This window comes from Streptomyces poriticola (assembly GCF_036689765.1).
Classification (GTDB): Bacteria; Actinomycetota; Actinomycetes; order Streptomycetales; family Streptomycetaceae; genus Streptomyces; species Streptomyces poriticola.
The window spans coordinates 150738-175479 of sequence record NZ_JBAGKH010000005.1 but is presented as its reverse complement, the minus strand read 5'-3'; the positions used below and the strand labels follow the sequence as shown (position 1 = coordinate 175479).

Sequence of the window (24742 nt, the reverse complement as noted above, 5' to 3'; positions counted from 1 at the left end):
TCATTCCTTTTCCGTGCGGGGCGGTGCGCCCACGGGTTCGGCATCGGCAGGGGCGGGATCGGCCGGAGTGGGGGGCGCGGAGGGTTCGGAGCCGGACGTCCGGTCGCCGGCGGCGGGCGCGGTGGTGCGGGTGAGGCGACTGGCGGCGACGCCGCGGAGACGGCCCGCCAGGCCCGCCAGTCCCGTCGGCGCGACGAACATCACCGCGATGATCAGCAGGCCGAACACCACGCCGGGCGCCGCCTCGCTGATGTCCTGGGCCACGCTCGGCACGTACATCACGAAGGCCGCCCCCAGCAGTGGTCCGTACAGCGAGGCGAGCCCACCGACCACCAGGCCCGCCAGCAGCGTGATGGACAGCACGAAGCTGAAGGAGTCGGGGGAGACGAAGCCGATCACCCAGGTGTAGACGCACCCGGCCACACCCGCGAACAGCGCGCTCCATGCGAAGGCGAGGGTCTTGTGCAGCGACAGCCGTACCCCCATGACCTCGGCGGCGCTCTCGTTGTCCCGCATGGCGAGCAGGGCCCGGCCGACCCGGGACCGCAGCAGGTTGCGGGCGAGCAGCAGAGCCACCGCGGTGACGGCGAGGACGATGAAGTACGTCCACTGGTCATCGGCCAGAGCGCTCCACGCGGGCGCTTGCAGCTTGTCCACGGTCAGTCCCATGGAGCCGCCCGTGACCGGTTCGAGCCGCTTGAGCAGGGGCGGCAGGAACACCGCGAACGCGAGCGTGACCAGGGCCAGGTACAGCCCCCGCAGACGCAGTGCCGGCACGCCGAAACCGAGGCCCAGCAGGAAGCATCCGACGGCAGCGACCGGCAGGGTGGCCAGGTGGCCGGTGTCGTAGCGGTCGAGCATGACCGCCGCCGTGTAGGCACCCGCCGCGAAGAAGGCGCCGTGCCCGAGCGAGATCTGCCCGCCGAACCCGACCAGCAGGTTCAGCCCCGCCAGCGCCACGGCGTACAGCAGCACCATGGTCAGCTGGAAGACCTGGAAGGGGGCGAAGTAGAAGGGTGCACCGACGGCCACGCCCGCTGCGAGCAGCGCGATGAGCGTGGCCCGCAGGCGTCGGGTGCGGTCGGCGCCGGGAGTTGCGGTGACCGTGCTCATGCGCGTTCCACCGCCGCCCGCCCGAAGAGCCCCTGGGGCCGCACCAGCAGCACCGCCAGGATGATCACCAGGGGTACGCCGACCTTGAGATCGGCACCGACCACGTCCACGTACGCCCCGGCCAGCGTCTCGGCGACGCCCACGAACAGCCCGCCGACGACCGCGCCGACCGGGCTGTCGAAGCCGCCGAGGGTGGCCGCGGCGAAGGCGTAGATCAGCACCCCGCCCATCATGTTGGGCTCCAGGAACAGCACCGGGGCGACGAGCACGCCCGACACCGCGCCGACCGTCGCGGCCAGCCCCCAGCCGAGCATCAGCACGCGGCCGACCCTGATACCCGACAGCCGGGCGGAGGCGGGGTTGCCGGCGACCGCCCGCATCACCAGGCCGATGGAGGTGTGCTGGAACAGCACGTACAGCAGGCCCATCATGACGGCCACCACCGCGATGATCCCGAGGCTCGACCAGTCCACGCGCACCCCGCCCAGGTCGATCCCGCCGTCGGGGAACGGCTGCGGAAAGTCCTTCACGGTGAACGACCAGATCAGACCGGCCAGCGCGTTGACGAAGACGAACAGGCCCACCGTGACGATGACCATCGTGAGTTCGGGCGCGTGCTGCACCGGGCGGATGATGATCCGTTCGACCAGCATGCCGCCGGCGAAGGACACCGCCAGGGTCACCGGCAGTGCCAGCCAGAACGACATCCCGGACGCCACCAGCTGCCACGCCACGTACGTGGAGATCATGGCGAGCTCACCCTGAGCGAAGTTGACGATCCCGGTGAACCGGTGGATCAGTACCAGGGCCAGCGCCAGGCTGGCGTAGATCGCGCCGGAGCCGACGCCTTCCACCACTTGCTGGAGCAGTTCGGTCACGGCGCTCACCCGCCCTTTCCGGAGCGGACGGAGACACCGAGGTACACCTCGGCGACCTGCCCGTCCTCGCGGATCTCCTGGGAGGACCCGGACAGCACCAGGCGGCCGGCCTCCAGTACGTGGGCCCGGTGCGCGACATCCAGCGCGAGTTGGGCGTTCTGCTCGACGACGACCACGGTGGTGCGTTCCTCCTCGTTGACGGCCCGGACGATCTCGAACAGCTCGCGCGTGACCAGCGGCGCGAGGCCCAGCGACGGCTCGTCCAGGAGCAGCAGCGAGGGCCGCAGCATCAGCGCCCTGCCGATGGCGAGCATCTGCTGTTCGCCGCCGCTGAGGCTGCCGGCAGCCTGCCGGGACCGCTGCCGGAGCTTGGGGAAGTAGCCGTAGATGCGCTCCAGGTCCATCGCGGCGGCCGCGCGTTGGGCGCGGGCGTCGCGCCGCCACCGGCCGGTGCGCAGGTGGGCGCCGATGCGGAGGTTCTCCTCCACGGTCAGGTCGTTGAAGGTGCCCCGGCCCTCGGGTACGTGTGCGACGCGGAGACGGGCCGTCTGCTCGGGCGAGCGGCCCAGCAGCTCCGTTCCGTCCAAGGTCACCGAGCCGCGTCCGCGGACCATGCCGCACAGGGCTCGCAGTGTTGTCGTCTTGCCCGCGCCGTTCGGGCCGAGGATCGCGCACACCTCGCCGCGGGCGACGGAGAAGTCGAGCCCCTGGAGCACGCGGGCCTGGCCGTATCCGGCGTGCAGGCCGGTGACCTGCAGGAAGTCCACTGCCGCAGTCGCCTGGTCGGCCTCGGTGCTGTCGGTGACGGGTTTCGTCATGCCGCCGCCCCCAGGTACGCCTCGACGACCGCCGGGTCGCGCTGGATCTGCTCCGGCGTGCCCTCGGCGATCTTGCGTCCGAAGTCGAGGCAGACCACCTTGTCGCACAGGCCCATCACGAACCCCATGTGGTGTTCGACCACCACGAGCGAGAGGTCGAACTCCTGGCGCACCGACCGGACCAGCTCCGCGAACTGGTCGACCTCGCCGTGGCTGAGTCCGTTGACGGGCTCGTCGAGCAACAGCAGCCGGGGCCGTACCGCGAGCGCCCGGGCGAGTTCGACGCGTTTGAGGGTTCCGAACGGCAGCCCGGACGCGGGATGGTCGGCCACCTCCGCCAGGTCGAGTCGCCGCAGCAAGTCGTCGGCCCGGTCACGTAGTTCCCTCTCCTCCCGCCGGACGCGGGGCAGCCGGAGCGCCGCGGCGAGGTGTCGCGTGTGCCCCCGGCTGTGGGCGCCGACCATGACGTTCTCCCGGACCGTGAGCCGTGGGAACAGACCGAGGTTCTGGAAGGTTCGGGCGATGCCGTGCCCGGCCACGGAGTGCGGCGGGAGGGCGAGCAGGTCCTCGTCCTCGAACCGCACCGTCCCGGCATCTGGGGCGCAGCGCCTGGTGAGGCAGTTGAACAAGGTGGTCTTGCCGGCTCCGTTCGGTCCGATGAGCCCCACGGCGGTGCCCGGCTCGACGGTGAACGCGACACCGTCCAGTGCCGTGATCCCGCCGAAGCGCACGCTGATACCGTCGACCGCGAGCATGAGTGACGCCCCTTCCGAGGTGCAGGGGGGGTGGGCGAGCGTCACAGTAGGTGGGGGTCTTCCGAGCGCACATTGGGTGCGAGCACCCAACTTCGTGGCCATCGGTTTGTGCGCCGCGCCCAGCACTCCCGGTATATCGGCCGCCGAGCCTGTTGACGGGACACGAGGAGTGCGGCGACGATCGGTCCATGCCTCGCGGACCCGCCCTCGCGGCCCCCGCCCTGACCGACCCCCTCAGCCGGGAGCGGCGCCGGATCCTGCACGCGGTCCAGGACCGGCTCGAAGACGTGGCGAAGACCGCCGTCGCGGTCATGCGCACGGAGATTCCGTCCTACGCGCTGCAGGACGAGCGGTTCTTCGACGACGTGCGGGACCAGGTCCTCACGCACTACCGGATGCAGCTGGCCGCGCTGGCCGGCGACCGGGACATCGCGCCCGAGGACCTGGCCTTCAGCCGCGCGGCAGCCATGCGCAGAGCACGGGCCGGGTTCGCCCTCGAGGACTGGATCAGTGCCTTCCGGGTCGGCCGGCAGGTGCTGTGGGACGTGCTGGTGGACTGCGCGGGCACCTCCGCCGAGGCGCAGCAGGCCGCGCTGTCCCTCGTCACCCCGCTGATGCGGTACGTCGACTACGCCAGCACCCATGCCGCGCAGGCCTATGTCGAGTACGAACAGCACGTGGTGGCCGACGCGGACCGGGAGCGCCGGGATCTCCTGGACCAGCTCCTGGCCGGCGCGGCACCGGCACGCGGTCCACTTCTCGCGGCGGCGCAGGCGTACGGCATCGGCCCCCACTCGCCGATGATGGCGGTCGTGGCGGTGTGCGTGGACGACACCCGCACCGGCGACCTCACCTCGGCCGAGCACGGCTACGCGACCAGCGCGTCCATCGGCATCGCCGGGCCCTGGGCCGGCCGAACCCTGGTCGTCGTACGCCACGGCGAGGTGGTGGCCGTGCCGGTGATCCGCACCGGCATGGACGCGGAGGATCTCTGTACCCACTTCGAGGCGGTGCAGCGGCGGCTCGCACGCGAGGGAACCATGCTCTCCATGGGCATCAGCACCGTCGCCGAAGGCGCGGGCGAACTGCCGCGCGCCTACGAGGAGGCACGGGCCGCCCTCGACCTCGTGCCGGGCGGGGGCGGGGTGGCGGCGCTGCCGCGGCTGTCCTCCTTCGACTACCTGGCGCTGCGCGCGGACGACCTCGCCCGCCAGCTGGTCGATCCCCGCGTGCGTGCGCTGCTGGAGGACGACCGCAGGCGTGGCGACACACTGGCGGCCACCATCCGGGCCTTCGCGGAGGCCGATCTCAATCTGCGGCTGGCCGCCGACCGGCTGCGGGTGCACCACAACACGGCCCACTACCGACTGCGCCGGATCGAGGAACGCACCGGGCGCAATCCGCGCCGGATCGCCGACCTCCTGGAACTGCTGGTCGCTCTCGCCGTCCGCGACGGCGTCGGGGAAAACGAGGATCACCAGTGAGCGGCATCGTGGAGCCCGCCGGGACCGAGGCGGCACGTCGGCTGCCGGAGCCGCAGGAGGGCACGGGGCAGCCTCAGACCGGTCTGCCCGAGACCCCCACGGAACAGGACCGAACGGTCCGGAAGGCGCTTCTGGACGCCGCGCTGGAGGTCTTCACCGAGCGCGGCTACGCCCAGGCCGGTATCGCCGAGATCGCGGCGCGCTCCGGCATCCGGGTGGGCAGCCTCTTCCAGCACTACGGCGGAAAGCGAGGGCTCTACCTCGCCCTCTGGGAGGAGTTCCGGGAGGAACAGGAACGCCGGACCGCGACCACGCTGTCCGCCGAGCGTGGCCGCGGCGTGAACGACCCCATCGCCCTCTTCGTGGCGGGAGCCAGGGCCTACCTGGAGGGCGCCTGGGACAACCGGCGGTTCGGCAGACTCCTCGTGGAGGACGACGGCCCCACGGGCTTCGACGCCCTGCGCCGCCGGTGGGACCGCGCCTGGGTGCGGCGCAACGCACGGCTCCTCGAAGTCGACGAGAAGCGCCGCGCCGGCCGGGTCCGGGTGCGGGTACTGACCACCGTCATCGGAGGGGCGGCACGCGAACTGGGCGACTGCGCGGACGAGAGTGAGGCTCGGGAGATCGTCGACGAGGTGTGCGGCATTCTCACGCACCTGTCGGCTGCGCCCGGCTGAGACACCCGGCGCAGGGCCGGGTGGGTGGCCCCACGGGACCCCCGCAGGGATTCCGTCCACCGCCCTCCCCGGCGGGGGCGCGCCCTGCATCAGCGAGGCGCCGGGTCCCGGGAGGATTCCGGGGGCCGGAGCGGGGAACCGCTGCATGCCGGCGAGGTGCTCCTCCCCTCTCCTTGACACCTGGGTGTCGAGGCTCTGCGCGCAGGCGATCGGATCAGATGCCTGCCGTGTCGGCGACCTCGTGGGCCTTCGCCACCAGTGCGTCGATGCGCCCTGCGTCCGGCGTCCCGGACGCGGCCTTGTTCCGGGGTTCGTCCCTCGCGCGGCGTAGGACGCCCTCCCCGATGATCGCGATCTTCCACAGTCCCATCGCGTGCCAGTAGCCCAGCGCCGTCAGGTCTCGTCCCGACGCCACCGAGTAGGCGGCCACGAGCTCCGCGCGGGACGGGAAGCCGTCGAGAGCCGTCGCGACGAAGTCGCCCGAGGTGTCCTCGCCCTTGGCCGGCCAGTAGGCCAGCAGGCTGCCCAGGTCCGCCAGCGGATCCCCCAGCGTCGACAGCTCCCAGTCGAGGGCAGCGGTCACCTCCCCGGTGTCGTGGGAGGTGATGACGTTGCGCAGATGGAAGTCGCCGTGCACGAGCGTCAGTTCGCGCTGGTCCGGCACAGCTGCGACGAGTCGCCGGGTGAGGTCCTCGAGAGCGGGCAGCTCACGGGTTCTGGATCTCTCCCACTGGGCCGACCACCGCTTGAGCTGACGCTGCGCGTACGGCTTGTGACTGGCCAGACCGGTCAGCCCGGTCGCCTCGAGATCGACCGCGTGGATCTTCGCCAGCGTCCGCGGCAACGACATCCCGATCGCCCGGCGGCGCTCGGGCGTCAGCGACCGCGCGATCGACATCTTGTCGACGACCTCACCGTCCACGAACTCCATGAGCAGCAGCGGGACGTCGGTCACGGCGGGATCATCGGTCAGCCCGAGCACCCGCGGGGTCGGGACGGCGGTCCTCTCCAGGGCAGTCAGGATCCGCGCCTCGCGGGCCACGTCGTGCGCCGACGCCAGCAGACGACCCAGCGGTGGGCGCCGCAGCACCCATCTGCCGCCGTACTGGTCCTGTACGAGATATGTCAGATTCGACTGGCCGAGCCCGATCCGCTCGAAGGCCAAGGGCCCGGCGAAGTCGACGCCGAGGGCCGTGAACCAGCGGCTCACCGCCCCGGCGTCGATTCCGACGATGTGCGCGCTAGACACCGGTGCCGGCTCCTTGCCTGAACGGCCGTGCGTCACCGAGCAGTTGACCTCCGTCGATCACCATGGTCTCGCCGGTGATCCAACTCGCGGCGTCCGAGACGAGGAAGGCGACCGCGGAGGCGATGTCGGCAGGCTCCCCAATGCGGCCCAGCGCCGCCGAGGCGGACACCGCCTGCTCGTGCTCCTTCCACAGAGCCTCGGCCAGCTTCGTGCGCACCACACCCGGTGCCACCGCGTTGACGCGGACCTGCGGCGAGAGCTCCAGGGCCAGTTGCCTGGTGAGATGGATCAGTGCCGCCTTCGACGCGTTGTACAGCCCGATGTTCGCCTGGGCGGCCACACCCCCCAGCGACGTGGTGTTGACGACCGCTCCGCCGTGCTCCCCCATCCAGGACCGGGTGGCCAGCCCCGTCCACAGGACGGGTGCCCACAGGTTCACGTCGAAGGTCTTCGCGAACCGACCGTGCTCCTGGTCGATGACCGGCCCGAAGGCCGGGTTGGTCCCCGCGTTGTTGACCAGGATGTCCAGGCTGCCGAAGCGCTCGAGCGTCAGATCCACACAGCGCTGGGCCGCCTCTTCGTCGACCGCGTGCGCACCGACGCCGAGCGCGGTGCCCTCGACCTGGGCCGCGGCGGCGTCCGCCGCCTCCTGGGACCGGGAGGTGAGGACGACGTTTCCGCCGGCCTCCGCGATGGCCTGGGCGATCGCCAGCCCGATACCGCGCGAGGCCCCGGTGACGACGGCGGTGCGACCGGTGAGATCGAGTCCTGCCATGTCAGCTCACCGCCGCCGTCGCCGTCGCCGTGTCACGGTAGCGCCGCAGCTCCTGCTTGGCGATGGCCCGCTTGTGCACCTCGTCGGGACCGTCGGCCAGCCGCAGCGTCCGCAGACCCGCGTACATCATCGCCAGGGGGAAGTCGTCGGTCACTCCCGCTCCCCCGTGCACCTGGATCGCGCGGTCGACGATCTTCAGCGCGATGTTGGGGGCGGCCACCTTGATCGCCGCGATCTCGGTGCGCGCCTCCTTGTTCCCGACGGTGTCCATGAGATACGCGGCCTTGAGCGTCAGCAGGCGGAGCATCTCGATGTCGATACGCGCTTCCGCGATCCAGTCCTGGATGTTGGACCGTTCGGCAACCGGACTGCCGAAGGTCACCCGTGACTGCGCGCGCCGGCACATCAGTTCCAGCGCCCGCTCGGCCGCGCCGATGGCCCGCATGCAGTGGTGGATACGACCGGGCCCCAGCCGGGCCTGGCTGATCGCGAAACCCTCGCCCTCGCCCTTGAGCAGGTCCTTGGCCGGCACCCGGACGTTTTCGAAGATGATCTCCGCATGGCCCTCACGATCCGCGTACCCGAACACCGGGAGGTTCCGGACCACGGTGACCCCGGGGGCGTCGATCGGGACGACCATCATCGACTGCTGGCGATGCGGGGCCGCCGTGGGATCGGTCTTGCCCATCACGATGAGCACCTTGCAGTTCTTGTGCATCGCGTTGGAGGCGAACCACTTGCGGCCGTTGAGCACGTACGCGTCGCCGTCGCGCTCCATCCGCAGCTCGATGTTGGTGGCGTCGGAGCTGGCGACACGCGGCTCGGTCATCGCGAAGGCCGAGGCCATCGTTCCGTCGAGCAGGGGCTTGAGGTACTTCTCCTTGTGCTCGTCACTGCCGAACAGCGTGAGCACCTCCATGTTGCCGGTGTCGGGCGCGTTGCAGTTGCACGCCTCGGAGGCGATGTGGCTGCGGCCCATGATCTCCGCCAGCGGCGCGTACTCGAGATTGGTCAGACCCGGGCCCCACTCCGGGTGCGGGTGGAACAGGTTCCACAGTCCACGCCTGCGCGCCTCCGCCTTGAGCTCCTCGAGGATCGGCGGGTGGAAGTGCGGGTCACCCGACGCGGCCATCTGTTCGTGGTAGACCGCCTCGGCGGGATAGATGTGCGCGTCCATGAACTCGAGCAGATCCGCCCGGTATTTCGCGGCGCGGTCCGACATCTCAAACAGGGACATCCGAACTCCTGACGGGTAGAGAGGGAAAGTCGGGCAGGCGCCTCTCCAGGTGACTGGTCACGCCCTCGACGACGTCGGACCCGCGGAAGGCCTGGAGCATGAGGCCCTCCGCCCGGGCCACGGAATCGGCATAGGTGCCGTCCGCGTCGTTGCTCAGTTGGCTCTTGATGGTTGCCATGGATGCCGGGGAGCAGCGCCGTGCCAGATCGGCGGCATACGCGGCAGCGGCATCCACCACGCTGCCGGTGGGGACCAGGTGGTCGAGGAGCCCGAGACGGATAGCCTCCTCGGCCTCCACCATGCGGCTCGACAGCAGCAGGTCCGTCGCCCGGCTGTGCCCCACCAGCCGGGGCAACATCCAGGAGATCCCGTACTCGGCGATCAGCCCGCGTTGCGCGAACGCGGTGGTGAACCGGGCCGAGGGCGAGCCGAAGCGGATGTCGCAGTAGAGCGCCTCCACCATGCCCAGGCCCGCGGCCACCCCGTTGACCGCACCGATCAGCGGTTTGCGCAGGGTCCGCGGAACGTCCCGCGGACGGCGCCGTACCCGGTCCGCCTCGGAGACCTCGTCGATCTCACCGACCGTCTGCAGCCGTTGCAGGTCGGCCCCGGCGCAGAATCCGCGTCCCGCGCCGGTGACCACGACGGCGCGTACGTCCGGGTCGTCCTCGGCGGCGTCGAGCAGCGCGAAGTAGCGGTCCTCGAGTTCGTCCGTCCAGGCATTCAGCTTGGCGGGCCGGTTGAACGTGAGCACCAGCACCGGCCCTCGGTGTTCGGCGAGGACGAGCTCGCTCGGCGCGCCGGTCATGCCTGCGCCAGCAGGGAGCTCTGGTACCGCCGCATTCCGCGCAGCCACCGGTCGTAGTCCGAGCCCTTCTGCCGGTGCATCTCACGAACGTCTTCATGCGGCAGGACGAGGAAGCACTCGTCCTCGAGCGCCGCGAGGACGGCGTCGGCGACTTCGGCCGGCTCCAGGACGTCACCGGCGGAGGTGACGGCCCGCGTCGCGGCTCGTCCCAGCGCGTCCCCGGAGTCCTCCCCGGAGGACAGCAGCCTGGTGTTCACCCCCATCGGACACAGACAGCTGACACGCACCCCGCGGTCACCGTAGGTGACACTCAGCCATTCGGCGAAGGCGACGGCCGCGTGCTTGGTGACGGCGTACGTGGCGGAGCCGATCTGGGTGAGCAGTCCGGCCGCCGAGGCCGTGCTGACGAAGTAGCCCTCACCGCGCTCGAGCCACCGCGGTACCAGGAGCCTTGCCGCACGGATGTGGGCTCGCAGGTTGACGTCGATCGAACGGTCCCAGTCCTGCTCGCCGGCGTCGAGGCCGAGCGCCCCGGCGATGCCCGCGTTCGCGAAGTAGAGATCGACCGGGCCGAAGGCGCTCTCCGCAAGGTCGATCAACTGCTGGATCTGCTCGGTGTCCGATACGTCCGCGCCGGCGCTGACGGTGCTTCCCGGGTGGTCGGCGTTGACTCCCTCCGACACCGCCCGCGCGCTGTCCGTGTCGAGGTCCGCGACGACGACCCGGGCACCCTCGCGGGCGAGCCGCGCGACCAGCGCGCTGCCGATGCCTGCGCCGCCACCTGTGACGACGGCGACTCTTTGTGCAACGTTCACAGCGGAAACCTCTCGCTGGCGGGTGGGCGGGGCCGGGGCACGGCCCGACATCGCGGGACCGCGCTTCTGCACCGACTGTATAATTGAATCCGACGTCAAGTTCAATAGCTGGATGCGCGACGCCGCACGGGAAACGGCTTCCGACCGGGGCTGCAGGGGGCGAGAAAAAGAAGAGCACCCGGCGGAACCGGGTGCTGTGGTGCAGGCGGTCCAGCCGCCGGATCAGCTCTGGTCGGGGAAGCGGAGGGCGTTCGCCCAGAGCCGGGTGACCGTGGACACGAGCTCCTCGAGGTCCACCGGCACCCCTCCCTCATGCCGTTCGCCGAGCACGAAGGCGTTGTAGGCCATGACGCTGACCATGCCCGACAGCGCACGGGAGGCCATCATCGGATCGACCTCGCGGTCTGCGACGCCCCGCGCCTGCAGGTCGGCGATGCCGCGGGCATTGCGGTGGATGAACGCGTCGGCACGCCGCCTGCGGAACTCACGGAACTCCGGCTCCACTTGGGCGACCTGCTCGAGCAGCCCCATCAGCTTGGCGTTCCGTCGGTACGCCTCGAGGTAGGCGCGATTGCTCGCCTCGAGCACCGCATGAGGATCGTCGGTGCCCTGCACCCGTCCCATGCCGGGGTGCAGCATGTCCTCCTGCGCTTCCAGGAGGACGGCGGCAAGCACCTCTTCCTTGTTGGCGAAGTAGGTGTAGAAGGATCCCGCCGCGCACCGGGCCTCCTTGGTGATGTCGGTCAGGCGGCTGTCGAGATAGCCGTCCCGTTCGAACACCTTCCGCGCGGCCGTCACCAGAGCGGCCCGGGTCCGCGCTCCGCGCTTCGTCGTGGGCGGCTCGCGAAGGTGCGAGAGGGGCGCCATGGGCGGTGCCTGCTCGCCGTCGGTCTCCTCGTGCGCAGCGGTCTCCATCCCGGGAACTGTACTTGAATCCGACTTCACCATCATGAAGCGGGAGGTCGAAGGCGCTCCGCGCCGACGGGACGGCATCGTCGGCGGGCACCGGGGCACGGGGCACGGGTCCGGCGCGCCCGGGGGCAGCACCCGGGAGGGCACCGGCAGCGCCGCGGCCCGCTCCGCGTCGGCGGGGCCGAAAAGCGTGCCCTGCGATCCGCACCGTCACCGACGGGTCGGCTCGGCCCGGCTTCGGTATCAGGGCCTCGGACGGGGCAGCCGGACGACCGGCCTCACTGCGCCCGGGCGCCGGATCGCCGGGTGGTGATCCCGAAGCGTTCGGCGAGTTGGCGGCGGGTGTCGGTGGCGCTGGTGTGCAGGACGCCCCCGATGCCGAGCCGCGCCGCTCCGTCGAGGTTCTGCTGCAGATCGTCGATCATGACCGCCTCCCCGGGATCGATGCCCAGGCGTTCGCATGCGATCGCGTAGATCCGCCGGGAGGGCTTGCGTATCCCGACCTCACCGGAGATCACGACGGCGTCGGCCAGGTCGGCGAGGTCGACGCCGTCGTAGGTTCCGGTGCCGAACGAGTTGGACACGAGCGCAACGGGGCGGCCGGCCGCTCGGAGGTCACCGAGCAGCGCGAGCATGTCCCGGTCGATCGACAATCCCGCCTGCATGCGGGCAGTGAGCCCCTCGGCCGCCACGTCGGCACCGTGGGCACGGAGCCGCTCGGCGAATCCCCGCTCGAATGCCCCGGCGTCGATACGGCCGCACTCGTGGTCCGCCAGAAGGGTGCGTGTCGCCTCGTCCCCGCCGAGCAGGTCCAGCGGCAGGCGCGGGTCGCCGCCGAGCGAGGCGCCGAAGTCCGTGAAAGCCCGCAGCACACTGGAGGTGATGACCCCGCCGAAGTCCACGAGGACCGAGGTCCGTGCCCCGTCCGTCACGCTCGGCACCTCAGACGACCTCGAACAGTCCGGCCGCGCCCATTCCGCCGCCGACGCACATCGAGATCACCACATGTCGCACGCCCCGGCGCTTGCCCTCGACGAGGGCGTGCCCCACCAGCCTGGCACCGGTCATGCCGTACGGATGACCGACCGAGATGGCGCCGCCGTTGACGTTGAACCGCTCCGGGTCGATGCGCAGTTCGTCCCGGCAGTACACGGCCTGCGAAGCGAAGGCCTCGTTGAGTTCCCACAGACCGATGTCGTCGATGGTGAGATCGTGCTGCTTCAGCAGCTTCGGAACGGCGAACACCGGTCCGATGCCCATCTCGTCGGGCCCGCAACCCGCGACGGCCATGCCACGGTAGACACCCAACGGTTCGAGCCCTCGACGCTCGGCCTCCTTCGACTCCATCAGCACCGAAGCCGAGGCCCCGTCCGACAACTGCGAGGAGTTGCCGGCCGTGACACCGGAACGCGCGCTCACCTGACCGTCCGGCAGCACCGGCGCCAACCCGGCCAGGCCCTCGATCGTCGTCGACGCACGGTTGCCCTCGTCGCGGGTGAGGGTCACGGCCTCGTCCCGGACCTCCCCGGACTGCTTGTCCAGGACCTTCTTGACGCTGTCGAGTGCGACGATCTCCTGGTCGAACCGACCGGCCTCCTGCGCCGCCGCGGTGCGCTGCTGTGACACCAGCGCGAACTCGTCCTGGCGTTCCCGGCTCACGCCGTAGCGCTCGGCGACGATCTCCGCCGTGTGCAGCATGGGCAGGTAGATGGCCGGCGCGTGCTCGACCAGCCAGGGATCCGTCATGCGACGGGTGTTCATGTGCTCGTTCTGCACCAAGGAGATCGACTCGACGCCGCCGCCGACAGCGACCTGCATGCCGTCCGCGACGATCTGCTTGGCGGCCGTCGCAATGGCCATCAGGCCCGACGAGCACTGCCGGTCGATCGTCATCCCCGACACGACGTCCGGAAGCCCGGCACGCAGAGCGGCCTGACGCGCGACATTGAAACCCGAGGACCCCTGCTGCACGGCGCAGCCGAAGATCACGTCCTCGACCTCGCCCCCCTCGAGCCCGGCGCGCCGCACCGCGTGCGAGAGAGCATGGGCGGCGAGTTCCTGCGCCTGCGTGTCGTTGAACGCGCCGCGGTAAGCCTTCCCGATCGGCGTCCGTGCCGTCGAAACGATGACTGCTTCCCTCATGTCGCCTCACTGCTTCCTGTTGGTCCGGTCGGTCCGGGGCTTCCGTGCCGCTACTCCGAGCTCGGTGAGCCGGGCTCGCTCCCCGGCGGGCGGCGCCGCACGCCAACTGCGGCGCGGAGAGGGCTCATCGACCGTCTCCTCGAGGGCCGACGACGTGTCGTGGCCGCAGGGGTGACGGATTCGGCCCCCCGAACGTTATATTTGAACTTGACGTCGAATTCAATCAACCCTCAGCTCTTGACAGCCCGCCCTCATCCATGGAAGGTACCGACCAGTCGGTACAAGAAGGTGGGGTCGTGACTCGGCTGAGCATCTCCACAGGTGCGGGTGTGTTCGACGCGATCGCGGCGGGTCCGCCCGAGGGCCGCCCGGTACTGCTGCTGCACGGCTTCCCGCAGACGGGCCTGGTGTGGCAACGGCAGATCGAGGCGTTGACGGCGCAGGGCTACCGGGTGGTGGCACCCGACCAGCGTGGGTACTCCCCCGGTGCGCGCCCGCAACGCCCCGGGGACTATCGCATCGGCCTTCTCGTCGACGACGTGGTAGCGATCAGCGAGGAACTGGGCTGGGCGGTGTTCGACCTGGTCGGCCATGACTGGGGAGGCGCGGTGGCCTGGTGGACCGCGCACGCCCACGCCGGCCGCGTACGCACGCTGACGGTTGTCTCGACCCCGCACCCCGGCGCTCTCGCCACCGCCCTGCGTACCGACCAGGATCAGCGCGAACGCTCCCAGTACATGATCGACTGGCGCGAGACACCGGCCACCGAGGAGCGCATGCTCGCCGACGACGCCAGGGGCCTTCGGGCCGCCTACGCCGGAAAGGTCCCGCGGGCCAGTGCGGACGCCTACGTGCGCCACCTGTCACAGCCGGGCGCGCTCACCGCGGCGCTGAACTGGTACCGGGCCGGCCGCCCCGACGGCGCGATCGGGGTCATCGACGTGCCCACCCTGTACGTCTGGAGCACGGGGGACAGCGCGTTCGGCCCGGCGGCCGCACAGGAGACCGAGCGATGGGTCCTAGGGCCGTACCGGTTCGAGACGCTCCAGGGCGTCAGCCACTGGATCCCCGAGGAGGCGCCCGGAACCCTGAGCCGCCTGATGCTCGAACACCTGCAAGCACACGGCGAGTACTGAACCCGCGGCGAATGTCCCGTTCGCCGGCTCGGCGAGAGGGAGGGCCCGGGATCCCGTCCAGGAATTCGATCACGAACTCGTGGCGGACGCGGACACTGCCGCCCTCACGGGCAGGATCGTCGCCTCGGGATCGGCGTTCCCCCGAATACGGGGCGCCTGCCCCGGGCTGATGCCCGGCGGGCGCCCTTCGCACACCCTTCCCGGGCCGGGGACCGCCCGGGTCGTCCCCATGGGACGGGGCCCCGGCGGGTGGAGGGCGCCGAGAGGGGGACCGCGGTCCGCGCCACCGCCGATCCGGACGCGGGTCGCGGGTCGTCCGGGTGGCTCAGTGGTCGTCCCAGTGCCCGTCGTGGGCGGCGTGACGGTGGCCGTCGTGGACGTAGTCGACGTGGTCGTCGTGCGGGACGGCGACATGCCCGCAGTCGCTGCCGTGCTGGTGGTCGTGGCCCTGGTGCGGGGTGTGGCCGCTGGTTGCGCACTCGTCCGTGTGGCCGTCGTGGGTGCGGTGGATATGTCCGTCGTGCACATAGTCGACGTGGTCGCCGTGCGGGACGGCGACGTGCCCGCAGCCTTCTGCGTGCCGGTGGTCGTGCGCCTCGTGGATGCGGTGCTCGGTGGCGGACGTCATGCGTGCTCCCGGTGCGGATCGGACGGGGCGTGGCCGCCGTTCGACGGCCACTGCCGCGGTACCCGACAAACGTAGAACGGCGCCCGTGCTCACGCACGATGGGACACACCCGGCATCCCCGGCGCCGCGGGGCCGGCCATCCGCGGGGACCTGACTCAGGCAGGGCCGTGCGCATCGCCCGCGACCGCCACGAGCACGGTGCTGTCGCCGATCTGCCAGACCGGCGCGACATGGGAGAAGCCCGCCCGGCGCAGCAGTTCGGCGTGACGGCGTACGGTCACCCGTTCGCCGCCGCTGTTCCCGTGGGCTGGGGGCCGCCGCCTGCGGGCGTCGAACAGGTCGGCCAGTTCCGGGTCCCGGGCCGCCGCGTCCCACCAGGAGCGCCAGTCCTCCCGCGGGCCCTCCCGGCGGCCGTCCCGGGTGCGGGCGTGGGTTCGCTCCGAGCGGCGACGGCCCACGTGGGCGGTGAGCTCCGCGCACGGGGCCGCGCCCGGAGGGAAGTGGTCACCGTTGACGAGGACGCCGCCGGGGCGGAGCAGGGACGCGAGGGAGCGGTACGCGTGCAGCAGGGCCGGCTCGGACAGGTAGTGCAGCGCAGTGGTCGAGACGGCGGCGTCCAGGGGGCGTTGCAGCCCGAGGGCCCCGGTCCAGCCCTCCTCGCCGATGACGGCTTCGACGTAGCGGGCGGCGTCGGCGTAGTGGGTCCGTCCCAGTTCCAGCAGCAGCGGGTCCATGTCGGCGGCGACGATCTCGGCGTGCGGGAAGCGGGCGGCGAGCCTGGCGGCCAGGGATCCGGGGCCGCACCCGAGGTCGAGCAGGAGCGGCCGGGCGAGTCCGGCGGCGGCGTGCTCGACGACGTCCGCGACCACGGTGAACCGCTCTTCCCGGTCCACCGCGTACTGCTCCTGCTGGCGTTCCCAGCGCTCCACCCACGCCCTGGCCGTCGCCATGCTCACGCCCATCGCCTGCGTCACCTCATCCGTCGTGCCTGTGTCTTCGCGCACGGGGCGCCCCCGCACATCTCATCCGACACGGACGAATCTACAGCTGGAAACGGTTATCAGTTGCCACTCATGCCATCGTCGCAAGGACGGTCAGCAGACGGTCGATCTCCTCCACGGTGTTGTACACGTGCAGGCTCACCCGGACCGATCCGTTCCGCTCGTCGGCGCCTGCCTGGCAGAGGCTGTCGGCCCGCACCATCAGGCCGTGGCTGAAGAGGATGAAGCCCAGGTCGTCGGAGGGGATGTCGCGGTGCCGGAAGGTGACGATGCCGTGGCGGCGCTGGGCGGCCGGGAGCACGGAGCCGGCCGCCAGACTCGCCGGGCAGCCGAGGATCTCGTACGGCTCCATCCGGCGCAGCCGGTCGGTGAGCCGGGTGGTGAGGGCGGTGGTCCAGCGGGCGATCCGCTCGGGTCCGGCTGCCTCGAGCCAGTCGAGGGCGGCCCGCAGGGACACGATGCCGGCCGTGTTGGGCGTGCCCTGCCAGCCGCCGGGCCGGAACCGCGGCCCCCGCGCGTTGCGCGCCCAGACCGCGCCCGTGCCGGGCAGCGCCATCGCCTTGTGCCCGGAGAAGACCACGAAGTCCACGTCCAGCGACGGATCGTCGAGGCGGACGGGCCGATGGCCGACGCTCTGCGCCGCGTCCAGGCAGATCGGCACGTCCGCGCCGACCGCCTCGCGGATGCGGTGCACGTTCATGTCGCCGCCGTAGACGTGGTGGACATGCGTGGCGGCCACGAAACGGGTCCGCGGGCCCACGGCGTCGCCGAGGGCGCGGTGGTCGTAGTCTCCCGACGACGCCTGGCGGGGCAGCTCGCGCACACGGATGCCGATGCCGCGCTCGGCCAGCAGCCGCGCGGCCTCCAGCCAGGGGTCCAGGTTGGCCCGGTGGTCGGCGAACGGGACGAGGATCTCGTCCCCTTCGGCGAGGTACGGCACGAGCCAGTCGCGCGCGACGCTGCGCAGGCCCTCGCTGGTCCCGGCGGTGAAATGGACCCCGGAGCGGTCCGGTTCGGGATCGTGGAGGAACTCCTTGACCCGCCCCCGGGTCGCTTCGACCAGGTCGGTGGTCCGGTTGGCCCAGGGGTAGGTCCCGCGGCCCGCGTTGGCGTTCGACGTGGTGAGGTAGGTGTGGACGGCGTCCAGGACGGCGCGCGGCTTCTGGGACGTCGCCGCGCTGTCGAGGTACGCGAGTTCCGGTTCGGCGTCGAGGATGGGGAACTGGTCCCGCAGCGCCCGCTGCCAGCGGAGGTCCTGCTCACGGTCCGTCCCGGGGGGCGGCTCTGCGGCGCTCACTCGCGCACCAGCGGTGCACCCGCGTCCCGCCATGCGACGATCCCGCCGGCCAGGCTGCGGACGTCCGGATGGCCCATCCGGGTCAGCGCGGCGGCGTAGCGCAGCGACTTCTCGCCGACGGGGCAGGCGAGCAGCACGGGGATGCGTTTGCTGAAGGGCAGTCCGCCGCGGAGCAGATCCTCGAAGAGCTCGTCGACGATGTTGACCGAGCCCTCGATGTGCAGCGCGGCGTAGGCGTGCGGGCTGCGCAGGTCGACGACGAGCGGCCGGGGCCGGCCCGACTCGATCCAGCCCCGGGCCGCGGAGGCGTCGACGGCACGTGCCTCGGCGCGGACCTCGGCGTCGGTGAGCGAGAGGGCGGCGGGGCTGCGGCTCGCCCGGCCCAGCAGTTCCGGCCGGCGGCGGCGGACGTAGCTCAGATAGCTCTCGGCCCGGTCGCACACGATGAAGACGGCCGTGCGGCGCTGCCCCGTCTCCCGCAGTTCCGCGTCGGCGCCGCGGAGGTGGCGGACCGCGCCCTGGTAGGCAGCGCCTCCGGTCGGCCCCGAGAGCACTCCGCAGCGCCGGATGAGGGTGAGCATGCCGTCGATGGCCTCGCCGGAAGTGACCGGCTCGACGGTGTCGTACGTGGCCGGGTCGAACAGGCCGACCTGGTGGACCTCGTCGATGGTGCGGATGCCGGGGATGAAGTCGGACTTGTCGGCGACCAGGCCCAGCACCCGTACCGTCGGGTCGTGTTCACGCAGCACCCGGGCCACTCCGGTCGACGAACCGGCCGTACCGACGCAGGCGATGAACCAGTCCGGTACCCGCCCGTCCAGGTCCTTGACGATCTCGGGACCGGTGCCGGTGGCGTGGGCCTCGACATTGCGCGGGTTGAAGTACTGGTCGGTGTGCAGATAGCTGCTGCCGGGGTCGGAGAGCGCCTGGTGGAAACGGGTCAGCGGGTCGTCGGTGTCGGCCGGGTCGAGGCACTCGCTGCGCCCGGGGAGCTCCTCGATCTCGGCGCCGAGGAGCAGCAGCAGATCCTTGATCTCGGGTACGCGCATCCGGTTGGTGACGCTCTTGAAGCGCAGCCCGTGCATGCCCGCCAGCAGGGCGAGCGCCTTGGCGGTGTTGCCGCTGGAGAGTTCCACGACCGTGCCGTCGCCGTCGGCCGCGGCCTGGAGATGGGGCCGGGCCATGTTCCAGGCGGGCCGGTCCTTCACGGAGCCGAAGGGGTTGAGCAGCTCCAGCTTGGCGTAGAGGTCGATGCTGCGCAGCCCGTGCACGGCGGGGTCGATGCGCACGAGCGGGGTGTTGCCGATGGCCTCCGTGATGCTGTCGTACCTCATGCGGGTGTTCCCCCCAAGGGTGTGATCGGCCAGTAGTCCTCGTCCGGGCACCAGCGCCAGGAGCCGCCCGCCTGCTGCACCGCGACGGTTCGCGCGAGCGGCTGCCGCTGGGCGCGGTGGGCGTGGAAGTCCATGGCGTAGCCGGCGGTGTTGGCGAAGGCCAGCAGATCGCCGGTGCGCGGCAGCCGGGGCAGATGGACCAGGCGCCGGGTGATGAGATCGCCTTCCAGGCAGAGATTGCCGGCCAGATAGACGCCGGCCGGTGTCCCGCCGCGGGACCGGGGCTCGCCGTGACCCCGGTCGCCCCGGTTCCGATCACCACGGTTCGTTTCATCGCGGTCCGTTTCACCGCGGTCCGTTTCAGCGCGGGGCAGCAGGACGGGGTCGACCAGGACTCCGTGCTCCTCCAGGCTCATGTCGCCCGCGTTCATCCCGAGGCGCACCAGGTACTGCCCGGAGTCCGCGTCCACGCGTCTGACGTCCAGCACGCGCGCCAGCGACATCCCGCACTGGTCGAGCAGGGAACGACCGGGTTCGATGTGGAGGTCGTGGAGGTGGTCCAGCAGAAGCGTGGCCGGCGGGCGGCCCAGGGCCGGCGCGGGGAGCGAGAGCAGTTCGTCGAGGTAACCGGGGCCGGCGTCCGGACGGTGGGCGGGGTAGAGCGCGGCGGCTCCGCGCACGGTGCCGCCCTCGTTGCGCAGTCCGTAGGCGTGACCGCGCCAGGTCAGGGGCGGGCGGGTGCCGAGCACCGCCTCGCTCAGCGCGGTGGTCCAGCGTTCCCACTCGGCCGCGTCACGGACGTATCCGACGCCGAAGCCACCGCCGATGTCGACGGCACGCGGTGCGAGTCCACGCGCCCGGCAGTCGTCCAGGAACAGCACGCACAGCTCCAGTGCTCGTGCCTTCTCCTCCACCCCGGTGGTGTCCAGATGGTAGGCCGCGCCGGTCAACGCGACGGCGTCGGAGGCGCGTTCGAGCGCCGTGAGCAGATCCCGCGCCTCGCGCACAGGCGTGCCGAAGCGGCTGCGCCGGGAGAGCAGACGGGTGCCCGCCCCGCCGTGGCCGGGGGCCGACTCGAAGCCGGACAGGCGCACCAGGACGTCGACCCGGCCCAGCCCGTGGGCACGCACCAGTGCGGCCAGCTGCTCCAGTTCGCCGGGCGAGTCCAGGTTCACCGTCGCCCCCACCCGAGCCGCCAGCCAGAGGAACTCGGGGTCCTTGGGGCCGGTGGCCATGATGCGGTCCCCGGTGAATCCACTGCCCAGGGCGTGCCGCAGCTCCTCCGTCGAGGCGACGTCGACGCCGACGGCGGCCGGGTCCCCGGCGGCCAGCCTGCGCACCAGAGCACTCGACCCGTTCGCCTTGTGCGCGAAGTAGACGCGCCCGGTCAGCCGGTGGCGGTCGTAGACGGCGCGGAAGCGGGCCACGTTCCCGGCGACGGCCTCGGGGAGCAGCACGTTGAGCGGCGACCCCAGCGCGTCGACGAGCGAGTGCAGGAACGACCGGTCCTCCAGCAGATCGGCGAGGGGCGGATCCACCCTCGGCCTCAGATACAAGGGTGCATCCACGCGGGCTCCCCTCCCGTGCCGGCCGGCAGATCGCTGCGACGGTCGTTCGGGAGTAGTCGTTTCCAGCTGCACCGGTCACTAAGCCTCGCCGGGCCGTGGCCGGCCTGCGGACCGGCTGCACTCCGGGACCGCTCGCCGGATACGGTGTCGGGTGTCATGACTCTCGATGAACCGGACTTCTGCGCCTCTTGCGACCGCGTCACCGGCGACTTGACCCCGCCGCCCGTCCCGCCCGTACCGCCCGTAGCGCCCGTACCGCCCGTCCTCACGGATGACCACACCGGGAGCCGGGCCGACCCCACCGCCGGTGGGACCGGGAAGGCCGACGGGGACGGGAGAGCCGACGAAGGCGGGAGAGCCGACGAAGGCGGGGAGGGCGAGCGTGCGGAGCGCGACGACGGCCCGGACGGCGTCGGGGCCGCGGCCGCCCACCTGCTCGCGCTCCTGTACGGCGACCGGCCGACCGTACCTGCCGAGCGGCTGGACGCCTGGCGGGCCGCGCCGGCCTTCACCGAGCTGGAGGTCACCCTCACCGAACTGGGGCGGTCCCGCCGCCGCAGAGTCCAGGCCGAGATCAGCGCGTTCGGCGAGACGAAGAGCGCCGCCGCTTGGGCCGAGGACCCGCGCTTCCAGGTCACGGCGCACACCCTGATCCAGCGCATCGCATCGGGGATGCGCGTAACCGACGCCCTCACGCTTCCGGTCACCAGGTCGCGCAAGCCGGAGGAGCGGGCCTCGCTGCAGATCCAGTTCCTCGAACTGCTGCGGACGGGCGAGATGGAGATCCCCGAGGTCCGCGACCGGCTGGGCATCCCGGGCTCCACGCTGGCCTCGTGGCTGCGGAACAACCCGGCCTTCAAGGCCGGCGTCGCCGGGGCCACCGCCCAAGGGGCCGCCCGGGCCCAGGAGTCCGTACTGGCCCGCATCCGGATGGGCGCGACACTGGCGGGTGCGGCGCAGCACACCGGTGTCCATCCGCACCGCATCAGCGCCTGGCGCCGGGACGATCCCGCGTTCGCCCGGAGTCTGCAGGCGGAGCTCGACCGGCGCAGGGACCGCCGCCGGCCGGGCTGAGGCCCGCACGCCGGGGCCGCCCCCGGTCGGGGAGAACGGCAGCGTCCGCTCCGGAGCCCTCGGTGCGTGGCCGGGCCCCGTCTCGTCCGGCGGGGAGTCCCGATCCGGCCGTCGGGGCACCGCGGCGACCGCGAGGCCAGGACCTGCTCCCCGTGCCGGGCGACGGATCCTCCGCAGCCGCCCCACCAGGACCGGCCGGATCAGCCGCGCAGGCCGCTCACCGCGACCCCCGGACCAGTCCGTCCCGGCTCCTGGCCTCGGGGATCTCCCGCGATGCTCCCCCTCCCGCCGCAGGGCCGGGGCCCGGAGCACGGTCGTCTGACACATGTTGGGGCTTCAGGGGTAACCAAGATCAGGCCAAAGTCCTCGGATCCCCGGTAGGGGCGCTACGCCACCACATCCGGGTATGTGGACGAGGACATCAGAACATTGAGTCGTATAACGGGCATGCGTGCGAGCCGAGAGAGGGTTCGCTTTCCGGACGCGGAGCCACCCCATTTCTTTGCACCCGGGCCCGTCTCCCCGACCATGGGCGTGACGCCCGGGTTCACCTGGTGCTGCTGAGCACGCCGCTCACGTTGAGTACCTCGTGGCACTCCTGTGCGCGGCGGCCCGTGGCCGGCGTGCCCGGCTCTGCACAGGTCACCTGGGCCGTCACGGTCTCGTTCTCGGTGATCCTGATGGGGGTGACCCAGTGATAGTCCTGATTGCGGAAGGTCTCCAGGGCGATCGTCGTGATCTTCCGGTCGCCGAAGTTGATCGTCAGTACCCCTTCGTCGCCCTGGAAGTTGGCCACGACGATGTCGGTGACGCCGAACACCATGCCTTCGGGCACGGTGTAGGTGCCGGTCTCGGTCGACCCGGCGGCCGTCTGCAGATCGATGGTGGCCGAACTCTGCTGGCCGCCGGTGTCCGCGGCGCCCGTCCCCGTGCCGGTGCCCGCTCCGGTGCCGGTCCCGGTGCCCGCATCCCCGCCGGTGCCCGTCCGGGTGTCCGGACCCCCGCCACCTGGCTGCTGCGCGTCGGCGCCACCGGGCCCGCCCTGCCCGGTCTCCCGGCCCGGCGTGGGCTGCGTCTGCACCACCTCGTCGGCCGCCTCCTTGGCGGCGCTGCGCACCGCGGGACGCACCAGGGTGAACCAGGCGAGCAGCAGCGCCAGCAGCACGGCGAGCGCGGCGAGCAGCCACTTCGGGAAGATCGGGATCTGTACGAACTCCGCGTCGAGCGGCGCCCGGACGTCGGTGGCGTCGGTGGTCTCCGCCCGGTCGTCGGCGGCCTTGCCCGTGTCGGGGACGTCCACGGTGAACGGCCAGACCACCGGAGCGCCGAACCACACCGGGCTGCCGGTGCGCACCCGGAGCCCCGCTTCCACGGACTCGCCCGGCTCCAGACCGCGTACCGCCGGGCGGAACGAGAAACCCAGCTCCTCGCCCGGCTGGCCGGCCTTGAAGCCCACCTGCACCGGGGCGTTGCCCTCGTTGCGCAGCGCGAGCCGGTACCGGCCGCGCAGCCAGCCGCGCCGGCGTCGCGGCGCGATCTCCGTACGGAGCTGCCGGAACTCCTCGACGCGGACGGTGGTCTCGGGAACCCGCACCGCCTCGGGGTGCTCGGTGGGCAGCACCCGGACGGCGAGCGGCAGTTCACCGGCCCGCACCTGGGAGGTGCGCGGCGGCTCCAGACGGATCGTCACCGTTTCCGACGTGCCCGGGTAGAGCGAGATGCGCTCCGGTTCCACGGTCGTCCAGGCAGCACAGTCGCCGACGGCCTCGAGGCGGTACGCCTCGACGATGTCGCTGTCGTTGCGGACGGTGAGGCTGGTGGTCGCGATGGCTCCGGGCATCACCGACACCTCGGGGATGTCGAGGCCGGGCGCACCGGGGCTGGGAGAGGCTGCAGGAGACGTCACGCCGCGACGCTATGACCGGCGCCCCCGGCACCAGGAGAGGCGCGGGGGCAACGCATCGGGCAGCGGAGATGCCCCCGACAGCTCCTGGCGACCCACCGTTCACAGACCTCTGCCGGCAGCGCGGCCGGCAGCGACGGGCCGGCCGGGCAGCCGCCCCCGGCTCTGCACGGCACCACCGCCGTGCCCATCGGGCAACACCACGCCCCCACTCACGCATCACGGAGCAGGTACCGACACCCATGTCCTGGCCTCAGACGAGCATCCCCGCCGTTTCGTCCACCGTCCCCTCGTCCACCGTCCCACCCTCCACCGCCTCCTCGTCCACCGTCCCACCCTCCACCGTCCCGACGTCCTCGGCGGTCCCGCCGGGCCGGCCCGGACGCGTCACGGTGACCGTCTACGCACCGGACCCGATCCTGCAGGTCGGGGTCGTGCAGCAACTGCGCCAGCGGCCCGAGATCGACCTGCGGGACGGCGACGACGCCGACGGCGCCCAGGTGTCCCTCGTGGTGGTCGACACCGTGGACGACGAGGCGTCCGCCCTGCTGAACCGGCTCCGCCACAACTCCCGCACCCGCACCGGGCTCGTGGTGGGCACCTTCGAGTCCGGGGACGCACTGCAGCGCGCGATCGACTCGGGTGTGGCGGCGGTGCTGCGCCGCGCCGAGGCCGACCAGGACCGCCTGCTGCGCCTGGTCCTGGCGATAGCCAACGGCGAAGGGGTGCTGCCGGGCGATCTGCTGGCGAAGCTGCTCACCCATGTGAGCAGTCTCCAGCGCTCCACGCTCGATCCGCGCGCGGTTTCGCTGTCGACGCTGACCGCGCGCGAGGCGGAGATGCTGCGCCTGGTGTCGGAGGGCCTGGACACCGCGGAGATCGCCCGCAAGACCTCGTACTCCGAACGCACCGTCAAGAACGTGCTGCACGAGGTCATCACCCGGCTGCAGCTGCGCAACCGGGCCCATGCGGTCGGCTACGCGCTGCGCAACGGCCTGATCTGACCGCGGCCCCGCCGTCGGCCGCCCGCCGCTGCCCTAAAGCGCACCGGGGTTTCCCCCGGGTACGTCCCGCCGTCCCTGCTGCGCCCGGCCCGCGGGGGCGCAGCATGGCGGGCGTATGTGCACAGGCGGCGAGC

General features: G+C 71.7%; 23 protein-coding genes. 5 read left to right on the top strand and 18 right to left on the bottom strand.

The window, feature by feature from the left end; genetic code table 11:
• From V5O46_RS10840 to V5O46_RS10825, 4 genes are read right to left on the bottom strand one after another with little or no spacing between them, the layout of a single operon-like run.
• The gene (locus V5O46_RS10840; protein WP_332884308.1) at positions 1–1113 is read right to left on the bottom strand and encodes a branched-chain amino acid ABC transporter permease; all 1113 of its coding nucleotides are present in this window, start codon (positions 1111–1113) and stop codon (positions 1–3) included.
• Positions 1110–2000, bottom strand: a complete 891-nt coding sequence (locus tag V5O46_RS10835; RefSeq protein ID WP_332884307.1) for a branched-chain amino acid ABC transporter permease — start codon at positions 1998–2000, stop codon at positions 1110–1112. Before V5O46_RS10835 ends, V5O46_RS10840 begins: the two co-directional genes overlap by 4 nt.
• Positions 1997–2809, bottom strand: a complete 813-nt coding sequence (locus V5O46_RS10830; protein WP_332884306.1) for an ABC transporter ATP-binding protein — start codon at positions 2807–2809, stop codon at positions 1997–1999. Before V5O46_RS10830 ends, V5O46_RS10835 begins: the two co-directional genes overlap by 4 nt.
• On the bottom strand, positions 2806–3564 hold the full coding sequence (locus tag V5O46_RS10825; RefSeq protein WP_332884305.1) for an ABC transporter ATP-binding protein: 759 nt from the start codon (positions 3562–3564) through the stop codon (positions 2806–2808). The genes V5O46_RS10830 and V5O46_RS10825 overlap by 4 nt, the downstream gene beginning before the upstream one ends.
• Before the next feature lie 188 nt (positions 3565–3752).
• Between V5O46_RS10825 and V5O46_RS10820 the strand changes: the two genes are divergently transcribed.
• Together V5O46_RS10820 and V5O46_RS10815 are read left to right on the top strand one after the other, a co-directional pair.
• Positions 3753–5048, top strand: coding sequence for a PucR family transcriptional regulator (locus V5O46_RS10820; protein ID WP_332884304.1), 1296 nt, complete (start codon positions 3753–3755; stop codon positions 5046–5048).
• Positions 5045–5725, top strand: coding sequence for a TetR/AcrR family transcriptional regulator (locus V5O46_RS10815; protein ID WP_332884303.1), 681 nt, complete (start codon positions 5045–5047; stop codon positions 5723–5725). Before V5O46_RS10820 ends, V5O46_RS10815 begins: the two co-directional genes overlap by 4 nt.
• Positions 5726–5939: 214 nt before the next feature.
• On the opposite strand, the gene V5O46_RS10810 is transcribed toward V5O46_RS10815, so the two are convergent.
• The 8 genes from V5O46_RS10810 to V5O46_RS10775 all read right to left on the bottom strand — a co-directional run bounded on the left by V5O46_RS10810 (position 5940) and on the right by V5O46_RS10775 (position 13663).
• Positions 5940–6974 carry a phosphotransferase family protein gene (locus V5O46_RS10810; RefSeq protein ID WP_332884302.1) on the bottom strand — a complete coding sequence of 345 codons (1035 nt, stop codon included), beginning with the start codon at positions 6972–6974 and terminating at the stop codon, positions 5940–5942.
• Positions 6967–7749, bottom strand: coding sequence for an SDR family oxidoreductase (locus V5O46_RS10805; RefSeq protein WP_332884301.1), 783 nt, complete (start codon positions 7747–7749; stop codon positions 6967–6969). Before V5O46_RS10805 ends, V5O46_RS10810 begins: the two co-directional genes overlap by 8 nt.
• A 1-nt stretch (position 7750) precedes the next feature.
• Positions 7751–8986 carry an acyl-CoA dehydrogenase family protein gene (locus V5O46_RS10800; protein ID WP_332884300.1) on the bottom strand — a complete coding sequence of 412 codons (1236 nt, stop codon included), beginning with the start codon at positions 8984–8986 and terminating at the stop codon, positions 7751–7753.
• Positions 8973–9794, bottom strand: a complete 822-nt coding sequence (locus V5O46_RS10795) for an enoyl-CoA hydratase-related protein (RefSeq protein WP_332884299.1) — start codon at positions 9792–9794, stop codon at positions 8973–8975. The genes V5O46_RS10800 and V5O46_RS10795 overlap by 14 nt, the downstream gene beginning before the upstream one ends.
• The gene (locus V5O46_RS10790; RefSeq protein ID WP_332884298.1) at positions 9791–10609 is read right to left on the bottom strand and encodes an SDR family oxidoreductase; all 819 of its coding nucleotides are present in this window, start codon (positions 10607–10609) and stop codon (positions 9791–9793) included. The genes V5O46_RS10795 and V5O46_RS10790 overlap by 4 nt, the downstream gene beginning before the upstream one ends.
• Before the next feature lie 222 nt (positions 10610–10831).
• Positions 10832–11524, bottom strand: coding sequence for a TetR/AcrR family transcriptional regulator (locus tag V5O46_RS10785; RefSeq protein ID WP_332884297.1), 693 nt, complete (start codon positions 11522–11524; stop codon positions 10832–10834).
• A 275-nt stretch (positions 11525–11799) separates the two neighbouring features.
• The gene (locus V5O46_RS10780; RefSeq protein ID WP_332884296.1) at positions 11800–12453 is read right to left on the bottom strand and encodes an HAD family hydrolase; all 654 of its coding nucleotides are present in this window, start codon (positions 12451–12453) and stop codon (positions 11800–11802) included.
• A gap of 10 nt (positions 12454–12463) precedes the next feature.
• Positions 12464–13663, bottom strand: coding sequence for an acetyl-CoA C-acyltransferase (locus V5O46_RS10775; protein WP_332884295.1), 1200 nt, complete (start codon positions 13661–13663; stop codon positions 12464–12466).
• 305 nt (positions 13664–13968) lie between these two features.
• Here V5O46_RS10775 and V5O46_RS10770 point away from each other — a divergent pair, with 305 nt between their 5' ends.
• A complete protein-coding gene (locus V5O46_RS10770) occupies positions 13969–14799 on the top strand; it encodes an alpha/beta fold hydrolase (RefSeq protein WP_408648966.1) in 831 nt (276 codons plus the stop codon).
• 325 nt (positions 14800–15124) lie between these two features.
• On the opposite strand, the gene V5O46_RS10765 is transcribed toward V5O46_RS10770, so the two are convergent.
• From V5O46_RS10765 to V5O46_RS10745, 5 genes are all read right to left on the bottom strand, one after another.
• Positions 15125–15427 (bottom strand): hypothetical protein, encoded by a 303-nt coding sequence (locus tag V5O46_RS10765; RefSeq protein ID WP_332884293.1) that lies wholly within the window; start codon positions 15425–15427, stop codon positions 15125–15127.
• A gap of 155 nt (positions 15428–15582) precedes the next feature.
• Positions 15583–16389: a class I SAM-dependent methyltransferase gene (locus V5O46_RS10760; protein ID WP_332884292.1), complete on the bottom strand. Its 807-nt coding sequence runs from the start codon at positions 16387–16389 to the stop codon at positions 15583–15585.
• A 109-nt stretch (positions 16390–16498) separates the two neighbouring features.
• Positions 16499–17725 (bottom strand): aminotransferase class V-fold PLP-dependent enzyme, encoded by a 1227-nt coding sequence (locus V5O46_RS10755; protein WP_332884291.1) that lies wholly within the window; start codon positions 17723–17725, stop codon positions 16499–16501.
• Entirely contained in the window at positions 17722–19059 is a 1338-nt protein-coding gene (locus tag V5O46_RS10750) for a pyridoxal-phosphate dependent enzyme (protein WP_332884290.1), read from the bottom strand. The genes V5O46_RS10755 and V5O46_RS10750 overlap by 4 nt, the downstream gene beginning before the upstream one ends.
• Entirely contained in the window at positions 19056–20627 is a 1572-nt protein-coding gene (locus V5O46_RS10745; protein ID WP_332884289.1) for a Y4yA family PLP-dependent enzyme, read from the bottom strand. The genes V5O46_RS10750 and V5O46_RS10745 overlap by 4 nt, the downstream gene beginning before the upstream one ends.
• 156 nt (positions 20628–20783) lie before the next feature.
• Here V5O46_RS10745 and V5O46_RS10740 point away from each other — a divergent pair, with 156 nt between their 5' ends.
• On the top strand, positions 20784–21701 hold the full coding sequence (locus tag V5O46_RS10740) for a hypothetical protein (protein WP_332884288.1): 918 nt from the start codon (positions 20784–20786) through the stop codon (positions 21699–21701).
• Positions 21702–22248: 547 nt separating this feature from the next.
• On the opposite strand, the gene V5O46_RS10735 is transcribed toward V5O46_RS10740, so the two are convergent.
• Positions 22249–23541, bottom strand: a complete 1293-nt coding sequence (locus V5O46_RS10735; RefSeq protein WP_332884494.1) for a COG1470 family protein — start codon at positions 23539–23541, stop codon at positions 22249–22251.
• A 326-nt stretch (positions 23542–23867) separates the two neighbouring features.
• Here V5O46_RS10735 and V5O46_RS10730 point away from each other — a divergent pair, with 326 nt between their 5' ends.
• Positions 23868–24608, top strand: a complete 741-nt coding sequence (locus V5O46_RS10730; protein ID WP_408648965.1) for a helix-turn-helix transcriptional regulator — start codon at positions 23868–23870, stop codon at positions 24606–24608.
• The last annotated feature ends 134 nt before the right edge of the window (positions 24609–24742 follow it).